This is a genomic window from Pseudomonas sp. LABIM340, from assembly GCF_040017195.2.
Classification (GTDB): domain Bacteria; phylum Pseudomonadota; class Gammaproteobacteria; order Pseudomonadales; family Pseudomonadaceae; genus Pseudomonas.
On the sequence record NZ_CM200227.1, the window covers coordinates 4,055,370 to 4,079,127 of the forward strand.

At 64.9% G+C, this 23,758-nt stretch carries 20 protein-coding genes; 8 read left to right on the plus strand and 12 right to left on the minus strand.

The genetic code is table 11. From position 1 onward, the window contains the following. The first annotated feature begins 248 nt into the window (after nucleotides 1–248). Genes ABKS89_RS18455 through ABKS89_RS18465 form a run of 3 tightly spaced genes read left to right on the plus strand, consistent with a single transcriptional unit; the run spans nucleotide 249 to nucleotide 3,353 of the window. Nucleotides 249–758 (plus strand): hypothetical protein, encoded by a 510-nt coding sequence (locus ABKS89_RS18455; RefSeq protein ID WP_192296362.1) that lies wholly within the window; start codon nucleotides 249–251, stop codon nucleotides 756–758. Nucleotides 759–796: 38 nt separating this feature from the next. Then, on the plus strand, nucleotides 797–2,797 hold the full coding sequence (locus ABKS89_RS18460) for a type VI secretion system Vgr family protein (RefSeq protein ID WP_348586498.1): 2,001 nt from the start codon (nucleotides 797–799) through the stop codon (nucleotides 2,795–2,797). A 10-nt stretch (nucleotides 2,798–2,807) separates the two neighbouring features. Then, the gene (locus ABKS89_RS18465; RefSeq protein WP_348586499.1) at nucleotides 2,808–3,353 is read left to right on the plus strand and encodes a toxin-antitoxin system YwqK family antitoxin; all 546 of its coding nucleotides are present in this window, start codon (nucleotides 2,808–2,810) and stop codon (nucleotides 3,351–3,353) included. A gap of 6 nt (nucleotides 3,354–3,359) precedes the next feature. Here the strand turns inward: ABKS89_RS18465 and ABKS89_RS18470 are convergent, their stop codons facing one another. Continuing rightward, on the minus strand, nucleotides 3,360–3,755 hold the full coding sequence (locus ABKS89_RS18470) for a DUF4280 domain-containing protein (protein ID WP_138214563.1): 396 nt from the start codon (nucleotides 3,753–3,755) through the stop codon (nucleotides 3,360–3,362). A 203-nt stretch (nucleotides 3,756–3,958) separates the two neighbouring features. Between ABKS89_RS18470 and ABKS89_RS18475 the strand changes: the two genes are divergently transcribed. After that, a complete protein-coding gene (locus ABKS89_RS18475; RefSeq protein WP_348586500.1) occupies nucleotides 3,959–4,858 on the plus strand; it encodes an acetoacetate decarboxylase in 900 nt (299 codons plus the stop codon). A gap of 18 nt (nucleotides 4,859–4,876) precedes the next feature. Here the strand turns inward: ABKS89_RS18475 and ABKS89_RS18480 are convergent, their stop codons facing one another. From ABKS89_RS18480 to ABKS89_RS18530, 11 genes are all read right to left on the minus strand, one after another. Further along, nucleotides 4,877–5,479 (minus strand): hypothetical protein, encoded by a 603-nt coding sequence (locus ABKS89_RS18480; protein WP_348586502.1) that lies wholly within the window; start codon nucleotides 5,477–5,479, stop codon nucleotides 4,877–4,879. A gap of 148 nt (nucleotides 5,480–5,627) precedes the next feature. Continuing rightward, nucleotides 5,628–5,879, minus strand: coding sequence for a hypothetical protein (locus ABKS89_RS18485; RefSeq protein ID WP_518300952.1), 252 nt, complete (start codon nucleotides 5,877–5,879; stop codon nucleotides 5,628–5,630). A 159-nt stretch (nucleotides 5,880–6,038) separates the two neighbouring features. Continuing rightward, nucleotides 6,039–6,491: a universal stress protein gene (locus ABKS89_RS18490; RefSeq protein ID WP_138214567.1), complete on the minus strand. Its 453-nt coding sequence runs from the start codon at nucleotides 6,489–6,491 to the stop codon at nucleotides 6,039–6,041. Nucleotides 6,492–6,582: 91 nt separating this feature from the next. After that, the gene (locus ABKS89_RS18495) at nucleotides 6,583–7,623 is read right to left on the minus strand and encodes an AraC family transcriptional regulator ligand-binding domain-containing protein (protein WP_348586503.1); all 1,041 of its coding nucleotides are present in this window, start codon (nucleotides 7,621–7,623) and stop codon (nucleotides 6,583–6,585) included. A 253-nt stretch (nucleotides 7,624–7,876) separates the two neighbouring features. Beyond that, on the minus strand, nucleotides 7,877–9,058 hold the full coding sequence (locus ABKS89_RS18500; RefSeq protein ID WP_348586505.1) for an SEL1-like repeat protein: 1,182 nt from the start codon (nucleotides 9,056–9,058) through the stop codon (nucleotides 7,877–7,879). Then, on the minus strand, nucleotides 9,042–10,283 hold the full coding sequence (locus ABKS89_RS18505; RefSeq protein ID WP_518300953.1) for a DUF6396 domain-containing protein: 1,242 nt from the start codon (nucleotides 10,281–10,283) through the stop codon (nucleotides 9,042–9,044). The genes ABKS89_RS18500 and ABKS89_RS18505 overlap by 17 nt, the downstream gene beginning before the upstream one ends. Next, nucleotides 10,283–12,205: a phospholipase gene (locus ABKS89_RS18510; protein ID WP_348586508.1), complete on the minus strand. Its 1,923-nt coding sequence runs from the start codon at nucleotides 12,203–12,205 to the stop codon at nucleotides 10,283–10,285. Before ABKS89_RS18510 ends, ABKS89_RS18505 begins: the two co-directional genes overlap by 1 nt. Continuing rightward, nucleotides 12,205–14,910 carry a type VI secretion system Vgr family protein gene (locus ABKS89_RS18515; protein WP_348586509.1) on the minus strand — a complete coding sequence of 902 codons (2,706 nt, stop codon included), beginning with the start codon at nucleotides 14,908–14,910 and terminating at the stop codon, nucleotides 12,205–12,207. Before ABKS89_RS18515 ends, ABKS89_RS18510 begins: the two co-directional genes overlap by 1 nt. Before the next feature lie 209 nt (nucleotides 14,911–15,119). Then, complete coding sequence (locus ABKS89_RS18520) at nucleotides 15,120–16,328, minus strand: alanine racemase (RefSeq protein WP_518301053.1); 1,209 nt, start codon at nucleotides 16,326–16,328, stop codon at nucleotides 15,120–15,122. An 84-nt stretch (nucleotides 16,329–16,412) separates the two neighbouring features. Beyond that, nucleotides 16,413–17,807, minus strand: a complete 1,395-nt coding sequence (locus tag ABKS89_RS18525) for an FAD-linked oxidoreductase, L-gulonolactone oxidase family (RefSeq protein WP_138214572.1) — start codon at nucleotides 17,805–17,807, stop codon at nucleotides 16,413–16,415. 16 nt (nucleotides 17,808–17,823) lie between these two features. Then, a complete protein-coding gene (locus tag ABKS89_RS18530; protein ID WP_348586513.1) occupies nucleotides 17,824–18,192 on the minus strand; it encodes a c-type cytochrome in 369 nt (122 codons plus the stop codon). A 384-nt stretch (nucleotides 18,193–18,576) separates the two neighbouring features. On the opposite strand from ABKS89_RS18530, the gene ABKS89_RS18535 reads away from it, so the two are divergent. Genes ABKS89_RS18535 through ABKS89_RS18550 form a run of 4 tightly spaced genes read left to right on the plus strand, consistent with a single transcriptional unit; the run spans nucleotide 18,577 to nucleotide 23,724 of the window. Continuing rightward, nucleotides 18,577–19,059, plus strand: a complete 483-nt coding sequence (locus ABKS89_RS18535; protein WP_348586514.1) for a formate dehydrogenase subunit gamma — start codon at nucleotides 18,577–18,579, stop codon at nucleotides 19,057–19,059. Beyond that, entirely contained in the window at nucleotides 19,053–20,612 is a 1,560-nt protein-coding gene (locus ABKS89_RS18540; protein ID WP_348586516.1) for a formate dehydrogenase beta subunit, read from the plus strand. Before ABKS89_RS18535 ends, ABKS89_RS18540 begins: the two co-directional genes overlap by 7 nt. Continuing rightward, entirely contained in the window at nucleotides 20,609–23,509 is a 2,901-nt protein-coding gene (gene fdhF, locus ABKS89_RS18545) for a formate dehydrogenase subunit alpha (RefSeq protein WP_348586518.1), read from the plus strand. Before ABKS89_RS18540 ends, fdhF begins: the two co-directional genes overlap by 4 nt. Further along, on the plus strand, nucleotides 23,506–23,724 hold the full coding sequence (locus ABKS89_RS18550; RefSeq protein WP_081518389.1) for a formate dehydrogenase subunit delta: 219 nt from the start codon (nucleotides 23,506–23,508) through the stop codon (nucleotides 23,722–23,724). Before fdhF ends, ABKS89_RS18550 begins: the two co-directional genes overlap by 4 nt. Nucleotides 23,725–23,758: the final 34 nt, after the last annotated feature.

The window sequence follows — 23,758 nt, forward strand, 5'->3', positions numbered from 1 at the left end:
AAAAATGCGAGTCGACTTCTGCTCAAGATGGAACATAACCAATAAGTCCCATGCAACCCATGGCTCTAATTTTTCTGGAAACCAGAAAGTCGTCGATCTGATTAACGACATCGTATCAACCGTTCAGGGTGGGCTTCGAATCAGTGTCCGTCAACTTATAATTTCGGAATTCAGTTACGACATCGACACTTGCGAAATGATCAACTGACCCAGACACAACCTTGATAACAGCATATCTGGAGTAAAGCATGCCTAGCAACGAAGCCATAACCTTTTGCGGGGAACTCATGAACTGGGCTGCCTCAAGTACCATTTCTGAGCGTATCAAGAGCGCCATGGACACAAATGCCCAATGGGAGATATGGCTACAGGTTGAACTGGCGATCTATTTGAAATCGAAGTCCGGCCTTGTCGTCCGAGAACAGAATTATGATGCCAGCCGTAAATCGCTCGATATATTATGCAAGCTGAATACGAGAGGCTACGCCATCGAATTGAAAGCCGAGTCTCTGAAAACCGGCCTCACTTCAGGGATGACCATGGTCCAGGCTCTACTCTCAGACAAGTCGAAGCTCGAGGAAAATCCTCTGGTCAAAACCCTGATAAGTTTCGGGTGCAATAGTCTCACATCCCTCGTCATAGGTATTGGTAGCATTTCCAATCATCGACAGACAGCCTTGGAAATCCTAAGCGAAACACAAGCGTTCATTTTAAGCTTCAAAGATGACTTCGGTCTTTACATACTCATTATGGAATAGATTTCAAGCCCAATAGGTTGAAGAGAGACACATGAATCATGCCTTCAGACGCCAAAGCCAGCTTTGCGCTTATCACAGCGTTCTCCGGCGTCCTATACCCTCAATATTTGGCTGGTGAGGAGAGCCTGAATCAGCTTCATCAGCTTGCCGTCCATGGGTACGCTTTTACAAGTCTGATCCCAAACAACTTCATTGGCTCACGGGCAACTCTCGTCATTCACAACGACACTCAGCAACGCCCCCTCGATGCCTTGGTCGCCGAACTCCACCAACTCCCCGCCGACGCCACCGCCGACCGCTATCAACTCGTCCTCCGCCCCTGGCTCTGGTGGCTGACCCTGGCCAGCAACAACCGCGTGTTCCAGAACCTCGCCACCAGCGACATCGTCACCACGATCTTCAAGGCCCATGGCTTCACCGACTTCAAGCTGTCGCTAAGCGGCAGCTACGAGCCACGCGAGTACTGCGTGCAGTACGGCGAAAGCGATTTCGCCTTCGTCTCGCGGCTGCTGGAGGAGGAAGGCATCTTCTGGTTCTTCATTCACGAAGAGGGCAAGCACACGCTGGTGCTGGCGGACAGCAACGACGCCTTCCCGCCGATCCCCAACGGGCCCAAGGTGCCGTACCTGGGCCAGGAAATCGGCGTGCGCGAATTGCACGGCATCCGTTCGGCGCAGTACTGCCTGCAGGCGGTGGCCGGAACCTACAGCGCCACTGACTACGAGTTCACCACGCCCACCACTTCGCTCTATTCCCAGGCTCAGGCGGAGGCCGGGCCGCGCGCGCAGTACGAGCATCCCGGCGGCTACACCGCCAAGGCCCGTGGCGATGCGCTGACCAAGCAGCGGGTGGACGGCCTGCGCAGCCAGGAAAAGCGCCTGATCGGCGAGAGCGATTGCCGCTGGCTGGTGCCGGGACACTGGTTCACCCTCACCGGTCATGATGACGCCAGCCTGAACATCGACTGGGTGCTGACCTCGGTGACCCACGAGGCCGACCACGAGCATTACCGCAATCGCTTCGAGGCCATCCCCAAGGCCACCGCCTACCGCCCTCCCCGCACCACGCCCAAGCCGCGCATGCACACCCAGACCGCCAAGGTGGTGGGCAAGGCCGGCGAGGAAATCTGGACCGACCAGTACGGCCGCATCAAGATCCAGTTCCCCTGGGACCTCGAGGGCAAGAACGACGAGGCGTCCTCCTGCTGGGTGCGCGTGGTGCTGCCCTGGAGCGGAAAGGGCTTTGGCATGCAGTTCATCCCGCGCATCGGCCAGGAGGTAATCGTCACCTTCATCGACGGCGATCCGGGCCGTCCGCTTGTTACCGGGTGCGTCTACAACGGCGACAACGCCCTGCCCTATGCCCTGCCGGACAACCAGACGCAATCCGGCATCAAGACCAATTCGTCCAAGGGTGGCGGCGGTTTCAACGAGCTGCGCTTCGAGGACAAGAAGGATGCCGAGGAAGTCTTCCTGCAGGCGCAGAAGGACATGAAGGTGAACGTGCTCAACGACAGCACCGCCACCATCGGCCACGACGAAACGCTCACGGTGCAGAACGCCCGCACCCGCACGGTGAAGGAAGGCAACGAGACCATCACCCTCGAAAAGGGCAAGCGCAGCGTGACCATCCAGACCGGCAGCGACACGCTGGACGTGAAGGACACGCGCACGGTGAAGGTCGGCGCCGACCAGACCCACAGCACCGGCGGCAACTACAGCCACCAGGTCAGCGGCAACTTCGAGCTGACGGTGGACGGCAACCTGACCATCAAGGTCAGCGGCACCCTCACCCTGCAGAGCGGTGGCAGCCTGACGCTGAATACCGACGCCGATCTCGCCACCCAGGCCGGCACTTCGGTGACCAGTAAGGCCGGCACGACCCTGACCAACCAGGCGGGCACCTCGCTCACCAACAAGGCCGGCACCACACTGACCAACGACGCCGGCGTCAGCCTCACCAGCAAGGCCGGCGCCGAGCAGACGGTCGACGGCGGCGGCATGCTGACCCTCAAGGGCGGCCTGGTGAAGGTCAACTGAGGACAACGACATGGCCAACAGCGGAACCCTCGACCTCAAGCGCGGTGACAGCACCCTGCAGGGCCGCCTGCAGGACGGCGCACTGGAAGGCCCGCTGCGCATCAGCGAGCGCGGCCGCCCGCAGGCCAGCCTGGACTACCGCGACGGCGAACTGCACGGCACCAGCACGCTCTATCACCCCAACGGCCAAGTCAGTGCGCAGTTGCCCTACGTACGCGGGCGCCTGCAGGGCGAGGCGCGCTTTTTTGCGGCCGAAGGCTGGCTGCAGCGCAAGATCAGCTACCGCGACGGACTGATGCATGGCGAGGCCTGCAGCTATCTCGCCGATGGCACGCTTGCCGAGCAGGCCTTCTACCGCGAAGGTGTTCAGGAAGGGCCGTTCCGCCGCTTTCACGGTAACGGCCAACTGGCACAGGAAGCCCGCTATGCGAAAGGTGCGCCGCTGGATCAACCGCGCGCCTATGCCGAGGATGGTCGCCCGCTGGATCACAACGGTAAGCCGATCTCGCGGCTGCGCTGGTGGCTGGGCAGCCGTGGCGAGGCCAGCGAGGCCTGAGCGGACTCAGGGAATCAGCATCTGCACCTGGCCGGGAAACACCACCTTGATCGCCCCGCCCCAGGTGCACATCAGCGTGCCGTTGGCGTCGAGCGCCGGCATGCCTCCCAGTAGCACCGTGGGCGCGCCGCCGGGGATCCACGGCGCGGCTGTAGCAGGGATGCAAGGCATCGGCGTCAGCACGCCGAGGGCAGCTGCGGTAGCGGCGGCGACGGTCGGATTCGCCGGGCTGGAGCACAGGCCAAAGGGCAGGATGTTCAACAGCGGGATGTGATCCTGCAGGTTGGCCGCCGGCATGCCGCCGGTGAGGGTGCGATTGACCGGCAGCACATTGAGCACCGACGGTGCGACACCGAAACTGCATTGCAGCGTCGCGCCGCTGCAAACCTGGGGACAGCCCATGGAATCACCTCGCCTGATGCCTGCCTTGGCCAAACCTGCTCAAGCGTAGCCAGCTTCGCGCCACTGCGCCCACTGTTAAGCCCTCCGCCGACCGGCAGAATCCCGCTTGACATTAAAGTTAACTTTAAACTTAGGGTAAGCCCATCCGCCGCCCGGCTCGTAACATTCGGCGGCTCCCACCAGGGTCAAGCAGAGGTCAGCAGATGAAGGCGCGATTCAAGGCAGTCGAGTTCGGCACCCAGAGCGTTGAAGTGATCGAGGGCGGCTATTACGACCGCTACCGGATGAACCCGGACCTGAACGAGGTGGCGAAGGATCCCGCCGCCGGCAACATCGACTACTTCCGGCGCATTCCCAAGCAGATGGTCGCCTCGCGCGTCGGGCCGACCTGGGCGCCGAATTTCTACTACCGCACCAGCAGCATCCAGCTGCTGTTCCTGGCGCCCATCGACCGCCTGCGTGCCACGCTGCCGGTGCCGCTGGAACCGCTGCGCGCCCTGCCCGGCCAGGGGCTGGTGGCGCTGACCTTCTTCTCCTACTCGGTGTGCGACAACGACCCGTACGATGAAGTCTCGGTCGCCATTGTCATCCGCCGGCCGGGCGCCAGGGGCAGCCATGCCCTGGAGCTGTTCGACGCCGTGCGCCGCCGCAGCTTCGTCGCCCATGTGCTGGCCCTGCCGGTTTCCACCGAGATTGCGCGGGTGCGCGGCGTGCATGGCTACCAGTTGCCGAAATGGCGCACCGGTATCGAGGTGAAGATCGGCAACGAGGTATCGGCCAGCATCCAGGGGCCCGACGGCAAAGCCGACCTCGTCCTGCAGGCGCCGCTGCCGGCTCTGGAGATCGCCACCCCGCAATCTCGCCTGGGCACTGCCACCATGGTCCATCAGGTCGATGGCCGCTGGCACCAGACGCGGGTGCAGAGCAACACCCTGGCTTATGCGCAGAAGCTGCTGCCCGGCAACGTCAGTCTCACCCGCAACGGCGGGCCGCTGAGCCAGTTGCTGGATGGCCTGGGCGCGTCGCGCATCCTGCGCCTGGATGTGGTCAAGGATGCGCAGATCGTGCTGCACCTGCCGGCACTGCTGGAGAGCCAGTCCTGACAGGCGCAGGCGGTCGTATTACTGCGGCTGGACGCTGACGGCGACGGCGGAGGTCACCCGCATCACCAGCTGGCGGCCGAGGTACTCGGGCTTCATCACCACGTCGGGGCGGACCTTGACCGTGTGCTGGCTGCCGTCGGCGAACTGCAGGGTGGCGGTGCGCTTGGCGGTGTCCATGGATTTGACGGTGGCGGTGATCTCCACCGTGTCGGCCGCGAGCATGCCCGGCTTGTTGCCCGGCTGCGCGGTCGCCAGCAGCCCGGCGCCGCCGCTGCCGGTTTCCTGGCCCGGCTCGCGCAGGAAGACCAGGCGCTCCAGCGCAACGATGGCGCGGACCTTGTCACCCACCTTGAGCTGGTCGAAGTTGCGCATCTCCGCCGGCGCCTGGAGGGTGCGGCTGTTGCCGTGATCGTCCTTGAGGGTGAAGGTCCGCTTGCTGCGGTCGATGGCAGTGACGCTGGCCTGCATCTCCTCCGTCTCGGTCATGGCTCCGCCCGGCACGCCCTTGGCGACCGACTCGGTGCTGTCGTACTGGTAACTCAGTTCATCGTTCTTCTGGCTCTGGCAGCCGACCAGCACGCCGGCGGCGAGGGACAGGCAGATCCAACGGGACACACTCATCAGGCGACTCCTTGCATCAGGGTGTTTGCGTTCGGGGTTTGCGGACAAGTACCGGGGCACGCATGCCGCACCTTCATGGCGGCGTGATTACAGCGAGCGTAGCAGCCGCCCGGCCATCCACCGTGCGGCACGTCGCGCTCTGGCGCTTTCAGTATTTGATGTCCCGCGCGGTCTCGCGTCCCTGCTGCTTGGTCTGGCGTTTGTCCTGTCGGCACTGGGCGTTGTACTGCTGGTCAGCGGCGCGGCAATTCTGTTTGGTCTGGCGTGCGTCCTGGCGGGTTTCCTGGCGCACATCCCGCGCCTGGCGGCGCTGGTTGCCCTGCTCGGTGGCCCAGGCGGTCCCGGCCGAGGCGAAGAGGAAGATCGCCGCGAGCATCGCGGTGAACAGGGAACGGGGCATGGCGTCACCTCCTGCAGCACAGGGATAGAGACTCTCCAGTACAGCCGATTTCCCGCGGGCTTGCCGATGGCGGCGTGGGGTTCGCCGCACTCTTCGACGAAAGGCAGCCCAGGCCGCGAAGACGGGTGCATGCAGCGCCCCGCAGCCGGCTGCGCAACCTCAGTGATCGCGTACCAGCAGCACCGGACGCTTGCTCGACTGCAGCACGCCTTCGGCCACGCTGCCGAGCATCAGGCGATGTACGCCACGGCGGCTGTGGGTGCCCATGACGATGGCGTCGGCCTTGACGGCATCGGCCTCGGCTTCGATGCGGTCGGCGACTTCCTCACCGGTGGTTTCCATCGTGACGCGCTGGTAACTGGCGGCCACGGCGTACTCCTCGACCACCTCCCGCGCCTTGCTCAGGATGTCGTCGGCGGCCTTGAGCGCGGCGGCGTGCAGCGCCTCGGCGTCATAGTACTTGGCGTAATAAGGCAGGTGCCCCAGCGGGCGGTCGACGATGGTGATGACGTGCAGTTCACCGCCACTCATGCGGACCAGCCGTGCGCCTTCGGCCAGGGCTCGGAACGAAACGGGGCTGCCATCGACGGCGGCCAGTACGTGCTCGTACATGCTGTGCTCCTCGTTGTTTGGGCCGTTCGACCTTAACTGCCCGGGCCAGGAACGCCCTTGTGCCGTGTCAATGTAATCGCCCCATGGCGCATCAGTGCACCGGAGCGACCTCCTCACGGCAGGCGGACGGGCTCAGCCCGGTCCAGCGTTTGAAGGCGCGGCGGAAGCCGCGTACGTCACTGTAGCCAAGCGCCTCGGCAATGCGCTCGATGGGCATCTCCGGGTTGTTCAGCAGGCTCATGGCGCGGGCGTGGCGCACCTGGTCCTGCAACGCATCGAAGGTGATGCCGTGCTCGCTCAGGCGACGGCGCAGGGTCCGGCTGCTCATGTTCAGCTCGCCGGCAACCTTGTCGATCGGGCTGCCGTGGGCCAGGTCGCGGGCGATGGCGCGTTCCACCGTTTCCAGCAGGCCGGTCTTCTGCTGCACCGGAGCGGACTCCGCCTCCAGCAGGCTGAGCGCCTGGCGCAGGGCGACAGGATGGTGGCTGGGCAGCGGCATATCCAGCCAGTGGCTGGCGATGGCCACGCGGTTGTGCAGGCAGCCGAACTGCAGGTTCGGCCCGAGCAGGCGGCGGTACTCGGCTTCATAGGCCGGCGCGGCGTGGGTGAACTCGAAGCGCAGGGGCTGGAACTGGGGGCCGATCAGGGTGCGGTTGTAGACCAGCAGGCTGGCGAAGAACTCTTCCACGGCGAATACCTGGATGTCGGCGAAGGGCAGCCGGCATTCCACTTCGATAAAGCTCTCTTGCGGCCCCTCGATCAGGTTGCAGACCGCGATGCCGCCGGTGGTGTGCTGGAAGCGGCGGCCCAGCTCGAAGGCATCGCGCAGGTTCTTGCACAGGGACAGCACATGGCCCAGCAAACCGAGGGTACCCAGCACGTTGCGATGGCCGACCCAGAGCCCCAGGCCGCGCTCGGGCAGTGCCGCGAGCGCGCGCTGGATCATCGCCACCGTCTGCCGGTAGGTGACGCGTTGGTCCGGGTCCTGCAGCTCCTCGGCGGTGAAACCGAGCCCGCGGCACAGACGCTCGCCGCTGACGCCTTCGTCGCCGGCTACTTCGGCCAGGGTCTGCAGCAGGAAGGGCGAAACCAGGGCCAGGTCGTATTGCGCATCGATGCTTGTACTGGGCATGCAGGCTGCTCTCGATCGGGGGCGCCGGCGATTCTTGTTATGTGGCTGGCGCACGATGGCCGCATCATAACGCGTTCGCAGGCCCGCCAAGAGCGGGCGTAACAGAATATTACAGAGCCTCAGAAGACTGCCGAAGCCAGGCATCACCGAGCAGTATCCATCTGACGTATTCGGGGCCGGCGGTGACCTTTTTCCGCAGAGACCAAAGCCGAGTTTCACGACGTTCCAGCAACAGCGTCGGCAAGGTGTCGTCTTACTGGAAGCGGCGCAGGGTCTTGCCTTCAACGGTTATCCAGGAGAAGGACACGTCCATGGCCTGCCAGTAGCCGCTGCGTGGGTAGGCTTCGCCGCTGACGCAGTTGGGCGGGACAGGGAATGACAGAAGGCGGACGAAGTTGGGCGACTCGGGTGTTGGCCGGCCGGTGGCGGGATCGAGGTGTTTGGCCTTGGCCAGCTTTTCGATCAGCGCTTCGCTGGGTTTGGGCGGTGGGATATTGGCCTTGCGCTCCTCCACCCATTGCAGCTTGCCGTCCCACGGCGGCAGCTTGGCTGGAGGCAACGGGACGATCTCGTTGATTTCGGGGACTTTGGGGGAGGCATAGGAGTAATCGGCCAGGATGCTCCAGATTTTTTCGTAGCGGTCGGCGCGTTCGAGGTCCTTTTGCTGATCGAGGAAATAGAATTCGTTTGTAGGACGGGGCCCCTTAAAGCCGCTACTCAAGAACGAAGCAGAAACCTCATTCCCGGCGGCCACTCCCAGCTGGAATGCCTCAAGCGCTTCGTGATAACGCCGACTTTCTTGCAAATCGACAGCAAGATCGGAAGCGGCTTCCCCTTGCCCCTGCTTGGCGGCGCAACGGCGCATTTGGCGAGCAATATCCGGGGCCCTATCGCTCGGTGCTAACTTCTCGGCTACATAGGCCTGGGCATTGGCGCTGCCTTCGTCGGCGGCCTTGCGGTAGTAACGCAGGGCCATTTCCTGGTCCTCCCTCAGGCCGGCAGCTCCCTTGCTCAAAAAGATGGCGACGTAGTAGTAACCGCTGGCCACGCCGGCCTTTATCAATTGCTGGCTGAAGCGCAGCCGCTCCTCGCCGATGAGGTGGTAATCGCCATACAGACCGCCGTTCTGCAGGTTGATCGTCGCCTTGGCGTGACCGTTTTCGGCGGCGACGCGGTACAGCCGTTCGATCTCGGCATACACGGCAGGGTCCTGTTTGAGCAGGTTGTTCTTTTCCAGCCAACGGGCGTAGTGGAACAGGGTGTCGGTGTCCACCGTGGGTTCGGGGATTCGTTCATGGCGGCAGGTGAAGGCCAGGTCGGCCCTGATCTGGGAGAGTCGGTCCAGCGAGGGTTTTACCGAATGCCCCGCCTGTGCGCAGCCCAGCAACAGCGCGCAGGACAATGCGACGAAGCCGAGCTTACGCCTCACCGACATGGGCCCATTTGATAATCCACTCCCGGTCCACCATTTTGTCCGGCAGCGGCCAGATGCGCGGTTCGAAGTCCTTGCCCCAGCAGCGGGGCAGGATGTCGCCCTTCTTGAAGTAGCGGACTTCCTGGCTCCAGTAACTCTGCGCGGCCCAGTAGCCCGCTTGCGGGCAGGGTTGGTCGCTTTCGCAGAAGAGGCTGGCTTCCTGCCGCACGAAGTTGGGTGACTGGGGCGTGGGGCGGCCGGTGGCGGGGTTGAGTTGTTTGGCCTTGGCCAGTTGCTCGATCAGCGCTTCGCTGGGCTTGGGCGGCGGGATATTGGCCTTGCGCTCCTCCACCCATTGCAGCTTGCCGTCCCACGGCGGTAGCTTGGCCGGGGGCAGCGGGAGGATGTCGTTGATTTCGGGGACTTTGGGGGAGGCGTAGGAGTAGTCCGCCAGGATGTTCCAGATTTTTTCGTACCGTCCGGCGCGTTCGAGGTCTTTTTGCTGACCTAGCGATGTGTTTGAGCTTCGGAAGTGCAGTTCCAATGCATACGCTGAACCTTCATCACCGGCTGCAACGCCAAGCTGGAATGCTTCACGTGCTTCCTGATATTGCTGGCTTTCTTGCAAATCGAAGCCAAGATCGGAAGCGGCATCCCCTTGCCCCTGCTCGGCGGCGCAACGACGCATCTGGCGGGCAATATCTGGCGCTCTATCACTCGGTGCCAACTTGTCGGCCACATGGGCCTGGGCGTTGGCGCTGCCTTCATCGGCGGCCTTGCGGTAGTAACGCAGGGCCATTTCCTTATCTTCCCGCAAGCCGGCGGAGCCTTGGTCCAGGAAAATGCCCACGAAGTAATAACCGGTGGCTACACCGATATCGATCAGTTGCTGGCTGAGCCGCAGGTTCTCCTCTCCAGTCAGTTGATACTTGCGCCCGCGCATACTGCCGTTCTGCAAGTTGATATTGGCCTTGGCATGACCATTTTCGGCGGCTATGCGGTACAGCCGCTCGATCTCGGCATATACCGCAGGGTCCCGCTTGAGCTGGTTGTTCTTTTCCAGCCAGCGGGCGTACTTGAACAGCATGTCGGTGTCCGCCGTGGGTTCGGGGATTCGTTCATGGCGGCAGGTGAAGGCCAGATTGGCCTTGATCTGGTTGAGTCGGTCCATGGGAGCATCCTTGTTCGCGTGCGGGCCACTACAGGCGGCCAGCAGCAGGCAGGTCAGTAAAAGTAGTGGGCGCATCAGTCGAGGTTGCTCAGGGTAGCTTTGTCGTAGTAGAGGCCCACGAGCGAGGCATAAGGCCCCAGCGTGGAGTTCTTGCTGTTTTGGCGAGCCTTGTTTTTATTGATGATGAAATCCCAAGCTTCAAAGGCCTGCTTCGGATTATCCGCTGCCCCATTCAGCACAGGCTCCGTATTCCCCGGCTCCACCTTGCAACGGGTATGCAGCCCCCACAGTTCCTGCCGCATGGCTTTGGTCACGTCGTGCCACTCGTGGGCGATATTCAGCTCGCTGTCCACCATCATGCTGCGGGTGTTGATGTTGGCCGAGCCGTGGGTGGTGAAGACGTCGTTGACGATCATCAGCTTGGAGTGGATGTACACCGGCACCCACGGCTTGCCCGGCGGGGAGTCGGGGGCTACCAGGGAGCAGACGTGCACCTTCAGGCCGTCAATCTCTTCGAACACCACGGTTTCAGCCATAATGGCCTTGGTCTTGCGCTCCCGCTCACGCAGCCACTCGGTCAGATCGCGTTGGCCCTTCCAGTCCTGCGGGCCATCGGGGCGGGGTTGGGGCGGCAGGTCCTGCTTCATCTTTTCGATGCGCAGCAACTTGGTGACCTCGGGGATGGTGTCGGCGCGGCCCAGGCTTTCCAGCATGCGCTGGGTGTTGACGGTGCCCTTGCCTATGCCTTCGTCGGTGACGTTGGTGACCACGAACAGGTGCAAGGCGCCGTGCTCTTCGGGCTTGCGCCCTTCCCCGGTCTGGCAGGTGATGGTGTGCTTGATGGCGTCGGCCAGGGCCGGCCAGCGGAAGTACTGGTTTTCGATGTAGATGAACTGGGTGGCGTTGTTCACCGCTTGCAGGTAGAGCGTCTGGATGTCGTGGTGGCCGCTCTGCGCCTGGGTCCGCAGCAGTTGGGCGAGCAGTTGCGTGTCTTTCGCTTCGTCGCCCGGCCCGGCGCTCGGCGATGGCGGATAGGGCACGCGCAGGGTGACGTTGCCGACGGTCACCGGCATGCCCTGGATGAATGCCGCACGCGCGGCGATGAGATCTTCGCCGGTTTCCTTCTGCCAGGCTTCGGCGAAGTTGCGGTGCAGACTATCCAGTATCGGCCCGCTGACCCGGCAGGAAATGTCCTGGCGCGGGGTGAAGCCGCGCGGGCCACGGTCAGGGGCGTATTGCGGGGCATTGGGCTGCTTCGGATCGGGACGACTAAGTGCGCTGTGCTCGTCGGTATCCCAGTATTCGTCGAGCATGTTGTGGCCCATGACGAAGCCGACGGCCTTTTCCGGTAGTTCGTAATCCACCAGCACGCTTTTCTGGTGGTGGGTCACCGCTCCGGCCAGTGCGAGATCGGTGCCGCGACTCAGGTCCTGATCCAGCGCATGCTGATTGACGTCGTCGTAGATGCGTTTGCGCTCGCTGAGGCTGAAGCCCCGGCTGACGAAGACCGGAGCATTCCTCAGCACGTGCTCGGCGGCTTTGCCATCGGCTGCCGAATAGGCCTTGAACCATGCCTGGTCTTCGGCATGCTGCTGATCCGTCGCGCTTTGCCCCGCGCGATCCTTGGGGCCACCTTTGCCCGGCAGGTTGGCCTCGCCCGCGACACCGGCGGCGTTGAAGGGCATTTCCCAGCCCAGCACCCGCACCCGTACGCCCTGCCTGGCCTTGAGCCTGAGCAGTTCGCCGATCGCAGGGTGAGCGCCATCACGGATGAAGTACATGGACGGCTGGAAGCCCCAGCAGATGATGTCGACGGACTTCTCGGCGGCGGCAATGGCCTGGTGTACTGCCGTGAAGGCGGTTTCGCCGTTGATGAGGTAGCGGTAACGGGTGGCCATGGGAGCGTATTCGGTATCCTGGACAAACCAGGGCGAGGTGGCGGTGGCCGTCCGGGTATGTTGCAGGGCCATGGGCACGGTGATTTTGCAGGTGAACATCAACGGTCTCCTTTCAGCGCATCGGGGCCTTCAAGCAAGTAGGCGTACAGCAGGCGCAGGTCGGTATGCGCCGCGCCCGGTTGCGCCTGTGCACCCGCGCGAGACTTGTGATGGTTGAAGCCACGGTTGGCCAGGCGACCCTGTTCGGGGTTGCGGTAGTCGCCCGGAATCGGCATCTCGATATCGACGCCATTGGCCATCTGCAGGCGGTATTGACGGGTGATGACCTGATGGTCGAAGGCGACCTGGCCGGTCGCGTCGAGCACTCCCTGCTGGAGTAGCGAACCATCGGCATAGAGGCTGTAGGGCATCCCGGCCCAGGCTGCGCTCGGCGCGTTGGGGGCCTGGGGAATGCTGATGCGTAGCCTCTCTGCGGACTGGAGCTTCGGGTACTCCGGATGGGTTGCCGGCATGCTGGCGGGCCCGCGCAGGGAGAAGTGCGCGGCCTTGATGTTGAAGTCCCCCTTGGTGCCCAGCTCGATGCGGTACGGGTCGAGAGTGATGTAGCTGCCGCCTGCGTTGAGGGTGATTTTCTTCTTCGCGACGATGTGCACCTCGTCCTCGGTGCTGGTGATATCCAGCCCATGGCGGGCGAGCAGTTCCAGGTTGTCGTTCTGCGCCTGGATCGTGACGGGGCCCTGGTTGGCGAAGAGCTTCATGCCAAGCTTCCTGGCGAACAGGCCGATGCTTTCGCCGACTGCTGCGGTGAAACGCTTGGCGACGCTGATATCCATGTTGGCGCCGGCGGTGGCGATCAGGTTTTTTCCGGCAGCCAGTTGCAGGTGTCCGCCACTGGTGGCAGCGATACCGTCAGGCGCCGAGGCGAGGATGCCGGGTTCGCGGAGCAGTTCCAGAGCGGCCTTGAGTTGTTCGGGGGCGTACTGGTCTGGCTCCATCGCCACAGCGTGGGCGGCGTCGCGGGCCATGGCGCGGACCTGCTCCAGGGCTTGTTCCAACTCACGAACGGCGGCCTGCATATCCAGCGTTTGACCCTGTGCGCCGGGCTGCGCGTCCGCGCTGATAAACAAACCCTTGCCAGCCCGCAACGAGCCCCAGCCATCGGTGCGCAGTTCGAAACCTTCGCCGCGTTGCTGCCGTTGCGCATCCACCAGATGCCCCAGGTTGAGCTGGCTCTTGCCGCTGTATTCGGTGGACAGCTTGATGTGCTCTTTGCCGCGCGAGTCGTCCAGGCGCAGCTTGTTGTTGGCCGGCGTGCGCAGGACGTTGCGCTTGTAGTTCTGCAGGGTGACGTGGTCGGGATGCCGCGAGTCGTGGATGGCATGGGCGATATACGGGCGGTCGGGGTCCCCGTTGCCGGCAAATGCAACGCGCACCTCTGTGCCCTGGATCAGTGGCAGGTGCAGGCCATAGGTGTCGCCCGAATAGGGGCGTGCCAGGCGCAACCACATTGACTCCCGGCCTGCCGGCCAGGTATCGCGATCGAACAAGAAGTGGACCTTGTAGCGGCCTTCCATGTCGATGTGGGCATAGAGGTCATTCGGCTCGGGGCTGGTAATGCGGGCCGGTATGGTGCCAGCGATCACCGGCTTGGCCGGTACTTCCGGGCGGAAGCAGACCTGTTCGTCGTAGGGGATGGCTTCGAATTGCACTTCGAAGCTGCGGTCGCGAGCAGCGCGGCACTGCAGGTCGACAATCACCGCGCCCGCCGCGAAGCGCTTATCCGCGCCGTCGAGCTTCACTATCTGGCCGGGAAGGAGCGCGGGGCTGCTGGTGAAACCGGTCAGGCGCGTGCGCGCGTTGAGGTAGCGTTCATGGGCGAGGCGCGCGTAGAAGTAGCCGCTTTCGCTTTCCAGGTCTTCGTCCTGGGCGTAGGCGTCGCCGAGTTTCTGGTGCGGTTCGCCGTAGTGGTAAGCCTCGCCGTAGGTGGTTTTCGGCGATTTGAGCAGGTCGACATTGGCGTCCAACTCAGCACCGGCGTCGCGGTAGTAGTAGGCGCGGTTGCTGACGCTCTGCACGACCCCTTCATGGTTGTCCTGCAGGTTCCAGACGGCATCCTGTCCGCTGGACTCCAGTGACGACAGCGGGCGAAGCGGTAAGGGTGGCGCGGGCAGGTAGTGACGCTGGTCGTCGTGGAATTCCAGTACCTCGATGCGCAGGCGCTCATCCATGCTGAAGCGGTACCAGATGCCCACCTCGGCCGTGAGGCGCTGGATGAACGCCAGATCATCCTCGCCGTACTGCATCACCTGTTCGCGCTGCGGATATTCACGGGTCAGTTCGAAGAGGAAATCCTGTCCTTCGAAGTCATTGCGCCGCAGTACCTGCTCGACGATCTGCGGCACGCTCTGGTTCTGGTAAATGCGGTACTGGCGGGCGAGGCCCAGCAGCTTCAGACGGGGGACGAAAGTCACCTCGTAGCGGGATTCGTCCCGTGACATGGCCAGCAGGGAAAAACGGCTGATCGTGCCGTACAGGGTGCGCAGGGGTGGAGCGATTGGCGGCGTGTAGCCGGGAATGCCCAATTGCTCGGGAGGCGCGCGCAGGCTGAAGCTGGCGTCCTTGCAGAGGAACGAGTCGGCGGGGAGGTCGAGATCGGTGCTGGTGAATTCGATGCGGTAGGCGAAGGGCTGGCTGAGCGCTTCGTCTCCCGTGAAGGCCAGGACATCGAGCGGCGCGTCAACGTCCCTGATACTAAGCGTATGACGACTGTGATCGAAGAAGCGGTGAGCGGCATCGATGAGCATGGCGGGCGTCCGTTCCGGGGAAGAACGTCGATCCCACCAGTTAGGCTAAGGCCTTGTCAGTCAGCCCGGTCCGTAAAGGGCGTCTGATCATTCGTCAACCCAAAGTACAGGCATCGGTGCGGTCGCACGAAACCGAATTAGTGAGTCGGCTGCAGACAGAAAAAGCCTCAGGCCGATGACCTGAGGCTTTTAGGAGCGCGCTCAGAGACTCAGCTATAGACCGGCCACTGCTCGACGATGCGCCCTCCCCGTACCGCCAGCAGATCGCCGAACTGCAGGAGGATCGACTCGGACTGGGTCGGGCGCAGGAACACCTGGTCGTCCACCTTCAGGCCAACGGCGCTGGAGCCGTTGACCATCTCCTGGTTCGAGCTGCGTCCGTACAGGCCGTTGAACTGCAGGCCCCTGGGCGATTCGGGCTCGGCCAGCCAGTTGCCGCCGTAGACGAAGAAGGTCTCGCGCAGGTTCGGGTCCCACCAGGAGAACAGCTTCGACTTGTCGTCCAGCGCCGGAATCCGCACCGGGCCGGTGCTCTTGATCACCGGCGTGGCGATGAAGGCGGCGGGCTGGTGCTCCACCAGCGACGGCAGGTCGTAGTGGGTCGGCTTGACCAGCGCCGAACCCACCGACACCTCGGTGCTGGTGCGTTCGTTCTCGTGCATCCTGTAGCTCGGGCTACCGGCGGTATTGAGCGTCAGGCCTGGCTTCCATAGCGTCGGGTGCTGGGTGCGAGCGTAGTCGACGAAGCCGTCGTAGAGCGTCATCACCTTGGCGAAGAGTTCTTCCGAGGAGCCGAGGACCTCGGGCACGCCCATGCCGACGAAGGGGTCGTAGCCCATGAAGCCGGCGAACTCCAGGTGCTGCGGGTTGGCGCCGATGATCCTGAGCATCCGGCCCAGGATTTCGTGATCGGCCACGCCGCCGCGGTGCAGGCCGACGTCCAGTTCGATGTTGACCCGCAGCCGGGTGTTGCGCCCCTGTGCCAGCGCCAGGTACTGCTGCAGGCGCTCGGGAGTATCGAGCAGCCATTGCAGTTGGGTGGTCGGGTCGAAGGGACCGCGCAGGTTCTCGTAGAACTGCTGCGCCGAGCCCACCGGCAGCGGCTTGCCCAGCAGCAGGTCGGAGTCGGGGAAGCGCTCGGCGTCGTGGTTGAGGAAGGGCTGGTGGAACGACATCATCCGCCGGGTGCCAGCGCGCCTGGCGATGTAGTCGAGCAGATGCGGCGACGGCAGGGACTTCTCCACCACACGCAGGTGCTTGCCGGTGCGGGCCACCGACTGCATCACCACGTCGACGTTGTGATCCAGCCGGTCGAGGTCGATCATCATCACCGGGCGCATCGGCCCGTGCTCGCGCAGCTCGCGGTTGAGCCGGGCGAAGTAGTCGTCATAGGGCGCGCCGTGGTCGCTCGGTCGCAGCCAGGCGCCGGCACCGGCGAGCAACACGCCCGCCCCCGCCGCGCCGACGATGAAGTTGCGTCGTTTCATGGTGATTCTTCCTTGTCAGGCCACGCCCAGGATCGATGACAGGTGGGCATTGAGGAACTTGCCCTGCGGGTCCAGCTCGCGGCGCACCTCGGTGAATTCCTTCCAGCGCGGATACAGCGGTTGCAGCGTGCGCGCGTTCAGCGTGTGCAGCTTGCCCCAGTGCGGCCGGCCGGCGTACTTCCAGAAGATCGGCTCGACGGCGGCGAAGAAATTGTGGTGGTCCATGCTGTAGTGCTGGTGCACGGAGATCGAGCAGCTGTCGCGCCCCTCGAACATGCTCAGCGGGATGTCGTCGGCCTTCACGTAGCGGTACTCGATGGGGAACCAGGTGCGCAGGTCCTTGTCGTTGATCAGCTTGAGGATCTCGCGCAGGCAGGCCGGGCCATGTTCGGCCGGGACCGAATACTCCATCTCGTTGAAGCGCACGTTGCGCACGTTGGCAAAGACGTCGTAGGAGTCGCCGATGCGGTCGTCGAAGCTGGCGACGTGGCGCAGGCTGTTGAGCAGGAAGCGCCGCGCGGCGGGGAAATCGCTGCCGTACTTGTCGAGGCCCTCGATGATGCTCACGTACTCGTTGCCGCCCTCCTTGGCCGGGTCCAGCGGCGGCGTGGCCGGGTCGGTGGTTTCGTTCAGGGCGATGGACAGCGCGTAGTCGGAATGGGTCAGCACCTGCATTTCCCAGTGCTGGTTTTCGCGGGTGTTCTTTTCCACGTCCTCCAGCAGTTCTTCGGTGCTGGCGATCCACTGCCGTTCATGCAGGCGGAAGGCCGCGCGATTCTGCAGACGCACGCGGGTGGCGATGCCGAATGCGCCGAGGGACACCCGTGCGGCGTTGAACACCTCGGGATGGCGCTGGGCGTCGCAGTCCAGCACCTCGCCGCTGGCGGTCACCAGTTGCAGGCCGGCGACGTGGGAGGAATAGGAACCGAAGCCAACGCCGGTGCCGTGGGTCGAGGTGGAGATCGCCCCGGCCAGGGTCTGGTAGTCGATGTCCGACATGTTCGGCAGCGCCTGGCCGATCTCCTTCAGCGCCGGCCCCATGAGCGACATCGGCGTGCCGGCGGCGAACTCTGCCTGCAACGTGTCGGCGTCGTGGCCGAGCAGGCCATTGAAATAGGCCAGCGAGACCAGCGTGCCGTCGGTGGGCACCAGGGCGCTGAAGGAATGCGCCGAGCCCACCGGGCGGACCTTGCCCTGGGCCTGGCGGATGACCTGGACCAGTTCGTCCAGGCTCTGTGGCGCCAGGCGAGCCGCCGGCAGGCAGCTCTGCCCGCCGGACCAGTTGCGCCAGGGAATCAGCCGTGGCGCACGGGCCAGCTCGGCTGCCAGCGGGCTGCTCGACAGCGCCGCGAATGCGCCGGCAATTCCCGCGTTCTGCAGCAGTTGACGGCGGGTGAGATGAATTGGCATCGAAGGAACCCCGCGCTTATTGGACCGACTGGCCGGACATGAAGGAAATCAGCGCGAGGAATTCATCCTCGGAGCACTGCATGCACATGCCCATCGGCGGCATGCCCTTGAAGCCATTGATGCTGTGGTCCAGCAAGCTGTCGACGCCCTGGGCGACGCGCGGTTGCCAAGCCTTCGCGTCACCGGTCTGTGGCGCTCCGGAGGCCGGGTTGGCGTGGCAGAGCTTGCAGCTGCTGTCATAGATCTTCGCCAGCGCGGGATCAGCGGGCGACAGGACGGCAGCGTTGCGGGCCGCTGGCGGCGCGGCATCGTCGCCACAGCCGCCGAGCAGGCCGCTCAGGGCCAGCAAGGCAAACGCGAGCCAGGGTGTTGCGGGTTTGTGCATGGTGCTCCCCTTTTCTTCCCGCGCGCGGCGACGGCGCGGATTCTTGTTGTCATGGGTAGCCAGCAGGTTAAGTCGGGCGCCAGTCGTGCCCGAGGGCATTACCGGCCAACAAGGGGGCTCTGAGCGGACAAGGTCACAGTTCCGGTCCCCTGTCGGTTTCAGGATGCGCAGGGTCGTTCGAGTGCTATCCCTAATCCAGAGGGATGGCAATCTTTCCTACTGTCGAGGATCAGGCACGCGCAGATGCCTGGCCAGACGGCAACACCCCATAAGAACGATGGCGCCCCGCAGAGCCACGCAAGCCGTGACGTGGCCGGTACGCCGCAGCCGAAGGATTCCGGGCCGCCGCCCATGGCAGGCGCCCGCGATGTCGAGGTGCGCTGTATGCCTGATGATTCGCTTCACCTGCCCCTGATCCACGATGTGCTGGAACGTCTCAAGGCCACGCCCGGCGCCCTGCTGCCGGTGCTGCACGCCATCCAGGACTGCGTCGGTTATATCCCCGACGATGCCCTCCCGGAAATTGCCCACGCCCTGAACCTCAGCGTCGCCGAGGTGCGCGGGGTGATCAGCTTCTACCACGACTTCCGCACCGCGCCACCGGCCCGCCATACGCTGCGCCTGTGCCGCGCCGAGTCGTGCCAGAGCCGGGGCGCCGAAGCCCTGGCGGCACAGCTGCGCGAGCAACTCGCACTGGACGACCACGGCACCAGCGCCGACGGCCGCGTCGCCCTGCGCCCGGTCTACTGCCTGGGCGCCTGCGCCTGCTCGCCGGCACTGGAGCTGGACGGCCGGGTGCACGCCCGCCTCACCGCCGAACGCCTGCGCGAGCTGGTGAACGGTTGCCGGGAGGACGCCGCATGCTGAAGCTGTTCGTTTCCTGCGATTCGGTGGCCTGCGCGGTGGGCGCCGACGAGGTGACCGACGCCCTGGTCGCCGAGGCCGAGCGCCGCCAGCTGCCACTGGACATCCAGCGCACCAGCTCCCGTGGCCTCTACTGGCTGGAGCCGCTGCTGGAGCTGGAGAGCGACGCCGGCCGGCTGGGCTTCGGCCCGCTCACGGTCGACGACGTGCCAGCCCTGCTCGATGCGCTTTCCGGCGACCCGGCCAGCCATCCGCTGGCTCTCGGGTTGGTGGAAGAAATGCCCTACCTGAAGAGCCAGCAGCGCCTGCTCTTCGCCCGCGCCGGCATCACCCGGCCGCTGTCGCTGGACGACTACCGCGCCCACGGCGGCTTCGCAGGCCTGGCCCGCGCCATCGGCATGGACGGCGCCGACGTCGTCGCCGCGGTGCTCGATTCCGGCCTGCGCGGCCGTGGCGGCGCGGCCTTCCCCGCCGGCATCAAGTGGCGCACGGTGCGCGATGCCGCCGGCAGCCAGAAGTACGTGGTGTGCAACGCCGACGAAGGCGATTCCGGTACCTTCGCCGACCGCATGCTGATGGAGGGCGATCCCTTCCTGCTGATCGAGGGCATGGCCATCGCCGGCCTCGCTGTCGGCGCAAGCATGGGCTACCTCTACGTGCGTTCGGAATACCCGGACTCCATCGCCACCCTGAACCAGGCACTGAAGCTCGCCCGCGACGCCGGCTACCTCGGTGAACACGTCTGTGGCAGCGGCCGCGCCTTCGAGCTGGAAGTGCGCGTCGGCGCCGGCGCCTATATCTGCGGCGAGGAAACCGCCCTGCTGGACTCGCTGGAAGGCAAGCGCGGCGTGGTTCGAGCCAAGCCGCCGCTGCCCGCGCTGCAGGGCCTGTTCGGCCTGCCGACGCTGGTACACAACGTGCTCACCCTGGCCTCGGTGCCAATCATTCTGGCGAAGGGCGCAGCGTTCTACCGCGACTTCGGCATGGGCCGCTCGCTGGGCACCATGCCCTTCCAGCTGGCCGGCAACGTCCGTCACGGCGGGCTGGTGGAACGCGCCTTCGGCCTGACCCTGCGCGAACTGGTGGAAGGCTACGGCGGCGGCACTGCCAGCGGCCGCCCGCTGAAGGCCGCGCAGGTCGGCGGCCCGCTGGGCGCCTGGGTGCCACCCGCGCAATTCGACACTCCGCTGGATTACGAAGCCTTCGCCGCCGTCGGCGCCATGCTCGGCCACGGTGGCGTGGTGGTCGCCGATGACAGCCTGGACATGGCGCGCATGGCACGCTTCGCCCTGCAGTTCTGCGCCGAGGAATCCTGCGGCAAGTGCACGCCCTGCCGCATCGGCTCGACCCGTGGCGTGGAGGTGGTGGACCGCCTGATCGCCGCCACCGACATCAGCGCGCGCGAAGAACAGGCGCAGTTGCTCAGCGACCTCTGCGACACCCTGCAATACGGCTCGCTCTGCGCCCTCGGCGGAATGACCGCCTTCCCCGTGGCCAGCGCCCTCAAGCACTTCCCCGCCGACTTCGGTCTGGCGACTTCGGAGGCCGACCAGTGATCAACTACTTCGATCCCTCCTCGTCTGCTGGTAGCAGCAGCGACATCGACTTCGGCACACCGGCCCGCGACAGCGACCTGCAGGTCAGCCTGAGCATCGACGGCCGCGAGATCAGCGTTCCCGCCGGCACCTCGGTGATGCGCGCCGCCGCCCTGCTCGGCACGACCATCCCGAAACTCTGCGCCACCGACAGCCTGGAGGCCTTCGGCTCATGCCGCATGTGCCTGGTGGAAATCGACGGCATGCGCGGCTACCCGGCCTCCTGCACCACGCCGGTGAGCGAAGGCATGGTGGTGCGCACGCAGACGTCGAAGCTGGCGGACCTGCGGCGCAACGTGATGGAGCTGTACATCTCCGACCACCCGCTGGACTGCCTGACCTGCTCGGCCAACGGCAACTGCGAGCTGCAGACCGTCGCCGGCCAGGTCGGCCTGCGCGAGGTGCGCTACGGCTACGACGGCGCCAACCACCTGAAGGACCAGAAAGACGTCTCCAACCCCTACTTCGACTACGACCCGAGCAAGTGCATCGTCTGCAACCGCTGCGTGCGCGCCTGCGAGGAAACCCAGGGCACCTTCGCCCTGACCATCGAGGGGCGCGGCTTCGAGTCCCGCGTGGCGGCGGCCGGTGGCGAGAACTTCCTCGATTCCGAATGCGTCTCCTGCGGCGCCTGCGTGCAGGCCTGCCCCACCGCCACGCTGATGGAAAAGAGTGTGGTCGAGATCGGTCAGCCGGAACGCGCCGTCATCACCACCTGTGCCTACTGCGGCGTGGGCTGCTCCTTCCGCGCGGAGATGAAGGGCAACCAGCTGGTGCGCATGGTCCCGGACAAGAATGGCCAGGCCAACCACGGCCACTCCTGCGTCAAGGGCCGCTTCGCCTGGGGCTACGCCACGCACCCGGATCGCATCACCAGGCCGATGATCCGCCAGCACATCAGCGACCCCTGGCAGGAAGTCAGCTGGGACGAAGCGGTCACCTACGCCGCCAGCGAGTTCCGGCGCATCCAGACGAAGTACGGGCGCGACTCCATCGGCGGCATCACTTCCAGCCGCTGCACCAACGAAGAAACTTACCTGGTGCAAAAGCTCGTGCGTGCTGCGTTCGGCAACAACAACGTCGATACTTGTGCGCGGGTCTGCCACTCGCCCACTGGCTACGGCCTGAAGCAGACCCTGGGCGAATCCGCCGGCACCCAGAGTTTCGACTCGGTGATGCAGTCCGACGTGGTGCTGGTGATGGGCGCCAACCCCACCGACGCGCACCCGGTATTCGGCTCGCAGCTCAAGCGCCGCCTGCGCCAGGGCGCGCAGCTGATCGTCATCGACCCGCGGCGCATCGACCTGGTCGACTCGCCCCACGCCCGCGCCGAGCTGCACCTGCAACTGCGCCCCGGCACCAACGTCGCCATGCTCAACGCGCTGGCCCACGTGATTGTTACCGAGGGTCTGGTCAAGCAGGACTTCGTCGATGCGCGCTGCGAGACCAGCGACTTCATCCGCTGGCGCGATTTCGTCAGCCTGCCGGAGAACGCCCCGGAAGTGCTCGGCCCGGTGTGCAGCGTGCCTGCCGAAGAGATCCGCGCCGCCGCGCGCCTCTACGCCACCGGCGGCAACGCCGCGATCTACTACGGCCTGGGCGTCACCGAGCACAGCCAGGGCAGCACCGCGGTGATGGGCATCGCCAACCTCGCCATGGCCACCGGCAACGTCGGCCGCGAGGGCGTCGGGGTGAACCCGCTGCGCGGCCAGAACAACGTGCAGGGCTCGTGCGACATGGGCTCATTCCCCCATGAGCTGCCCGGCTACCGGCACATTTCCAACGAGACCGTGCGCAGCCAGTTCGAGCAGGCCTGGGGCGTGACCCTGCAGCCCGATCCCGGCCTGCGCATCCCCAACATGTTCGAAGCGGCGCTGGGCGGCACCTTCAAGGCGCTGTACTGCCAGGGCGAGGACATCGCCCAGAGCGACCCCAACACCCAGCACGTCACCGCCGCCCTCTCCGCCATGGAGTGTGTGGTGGTGCAGGACATCTTCCTCAACGAAACCGCCAAGTTCGCCCATGTGTTCCTGCCGGGCAGCTCCTTCCTCGAGAAGGACGGCACCTTCACCAACGCCGAGCGGCGCATCTCCCGCGTGCGCAAGGTGATGGAGCCGCTGGGCGGCAAGGCCGACTGGGAAGCCACCGTGGCCCTGGCCAACGCCCTGGGCTACCCGATGGACTACCAGCATCCTTCGCAGATCATGGACGAGATCGCCCGCCTGACGCCGACCTTCACCCGCGTCAGCTACGCCGAGCTGGACCGCCACGGCAGCCTGCAATGGCCCTGCAACGACGCCGCGCCGGACGGTACCCCGACCATGCACATCGAGCAGTTCGTGCGCGGCAAGGGGCGCTTCATGCTCACCGGCTACGTGCCCACCGAGGAGAAGGTCAACGCCCGCTACCCACTGCTGCTCACCACCGGGCGCATCCTCAGCCAGTACAACGTCGGCGCTCAGACGCGGCGTACCGACAACGTCGCCTGGCACGAGGAAGACCGCCTGGAAATCCACGCCAGCGACGCCGAGAGCCGTGGCATCAGCGACGGCGACTGGGTCGGCGTGGGCAGCCGCGCCGGGCAGACGGTGCTGCGCGCCAGGGTCAGCGAGCGGGTGGCGCCGGGGGTGGTCTACACGACCTTCCACTTCCCCGAATCGGGCGCCAACGTGATCACCACCGACAACTCCGACTGGGCCACCAACTGCCCGGAATACAAAGTCACGGCGGTGGAGGTGGTGCGCGTGTTCCAGCCTTCGGAATGGCAGAAGCGCTACCAGGCGTTCAGTGACGAACAGCGGCGCCTGCTCAAGGAGCGACGCCACGCCCATGGCGAGAAAGCCGAGGTCCGTCGATGAGCGTCGAGAACCTGATCAAGATGGCCAACCAGATCGGCCAGTACTTCTCCACCGAATCGGACCATGCCCTGGCGGTCCACGGCGTGCAGCAGCACCTGCAGAACTTCTGGACGCCGGCCATGCGCCGCGAGCTGAAGGACTGGCACGCCGATCATCCGGGCACCGAGTTGCATGCCCTAGTGCAGGCGGCGCTGACGGAAACGGCGCAGGCCTGACCGACCACACCGCACCCAGCCCATGCGCCGGGCC

Bases quoted from the DNA above. Each gene is read 5' to 3' on its own strand.
- ABKS89_RS18455 (WP_192296362.1), top strand. From the start codon at position 249: ATGCCTAGCAACGAAGCCATAACCTTTTGCGGGGAACTCATGAACTGG.
- ABKS89_RS18460 (WP_348586498.1), top strand. From the start codon at position 797: ATGCCTTCAGACGCCAAAGCCAGCTTTGCGCTTATCACAGCGTTCTCC.
- ABKS89_RS18465 (WP_348586499.1), top strand. From the start codon at position 2,808: ATGGCCAACAGCGGAACCCTCGACCTCAAGCGCGGTGACAGCACCCTG.
- ABKS89_RS18470 (WP_138214563.1), bottom strand. From the start codon at position 3,755: ATGGGCTGTCCCCAGGTTTGCAGCGGCGCGACGCTGCAATGCAGTTTC.
- ABKS89_RS18475 (WP_348586500.1), top strand. From the start codon at position 3,959: ATGAAGGCGCGATTCAAGGCAGTCGAGTTCGGCACCCAGAGCGTTGAA.
- ABKS89_RS18480 (WP_348586502.1), bottom strand. From the start codon at position 5,479: ATGAGTGTGTCCCGTTGGATCTGCCTGTCCCTCGCCGCCGGCGTGCTG.
- ABKS89_RS18485 (WP_518300952.1), bottom strand. From the start codon at position 5,879: ATGCCCCGTTCCCTGTTCACCGCGATGCTCGCGGCGATCTTCCTCTTC.
- ABKS89_RS18490 (WP_138214567.1), bottom strand. From the start codon at position 6,491: ATGTACGAGCACGTACTGGCCGCCGTCGATGGCAGCCCCGTTTCGTTC.
- ABKS89_RS18495 (WP_348586503.1), bottom strand. From the start codon at position 7,623: ATGCCCAGTACAAGCATCGATGCGCAATACGACCTGGCCCTGGTTTCG.
- ABKS89_RS18500 (WP_348586505.1), bottom strand. From the start codon at position 9,058: ATGTCGGTGAGGCGTAAGCTCGGCTTCGTCGCATTGTCCTGCGCGCTG.
- ABKS89_RS18505 (WP_518300953.1), bottom strand. From the start codon at position 10,283: ATGCGCCCACTACTTTTACTGACCTGCCTGCTGCTGGCCGCCTGTAGT.
- ABKS89_RS18510 (WP_348586508.1), bottom strand. From the start codon at position 12,205: ATGTTCACCTGCAAAATCACCGTGCCCATGGCCCTGCAACATACCCGG.
- ABKS89_RS18515 (WP_348586509.1), bottom strand. From the start codon at position 14,910: ATGCTCATCGATGCCGCTCACCGCTTCTTCGATCACAGTCGTCATACG.
- ABKS89_RS18525 (WP_138214572.1), bottom strand. From the start codon at position 17,807: ATGCCAATTCATCTCACCCGCCGTCAACTGCTGCAGAACGCGGGAATT.
- ABKS89_RS18530 (WP_348586513.1), bottom strand. From the start codon at position 18,192: ATGCACAAACCCGCAACACCCTGGCTCGCGTTTGCCTTGCTGGCCCTG.
- ABKS89_RS18535 (WP_348586514.1), top strand. From the start codon at position 18,577: ATGCCTGATGATTCGCTTCACCTGCCCCTGATCCACGATGTGCTGGAA.
- ABKS89_RS18540 (WP_348586516.1), top strand. From the start codon at position 19,053: ATGCTGAAGCTGTTCGTTTCCTGCGATTCGGTGGCCTGCGCGGTGGGC.
- ABKS89_RS18550 (WP_081518389.1), top strand. From the start codon at position 23,506: ATGAGCGTCGAGAACCTGATCAAGATGGCCAACCAGATCGGCCAGTAC.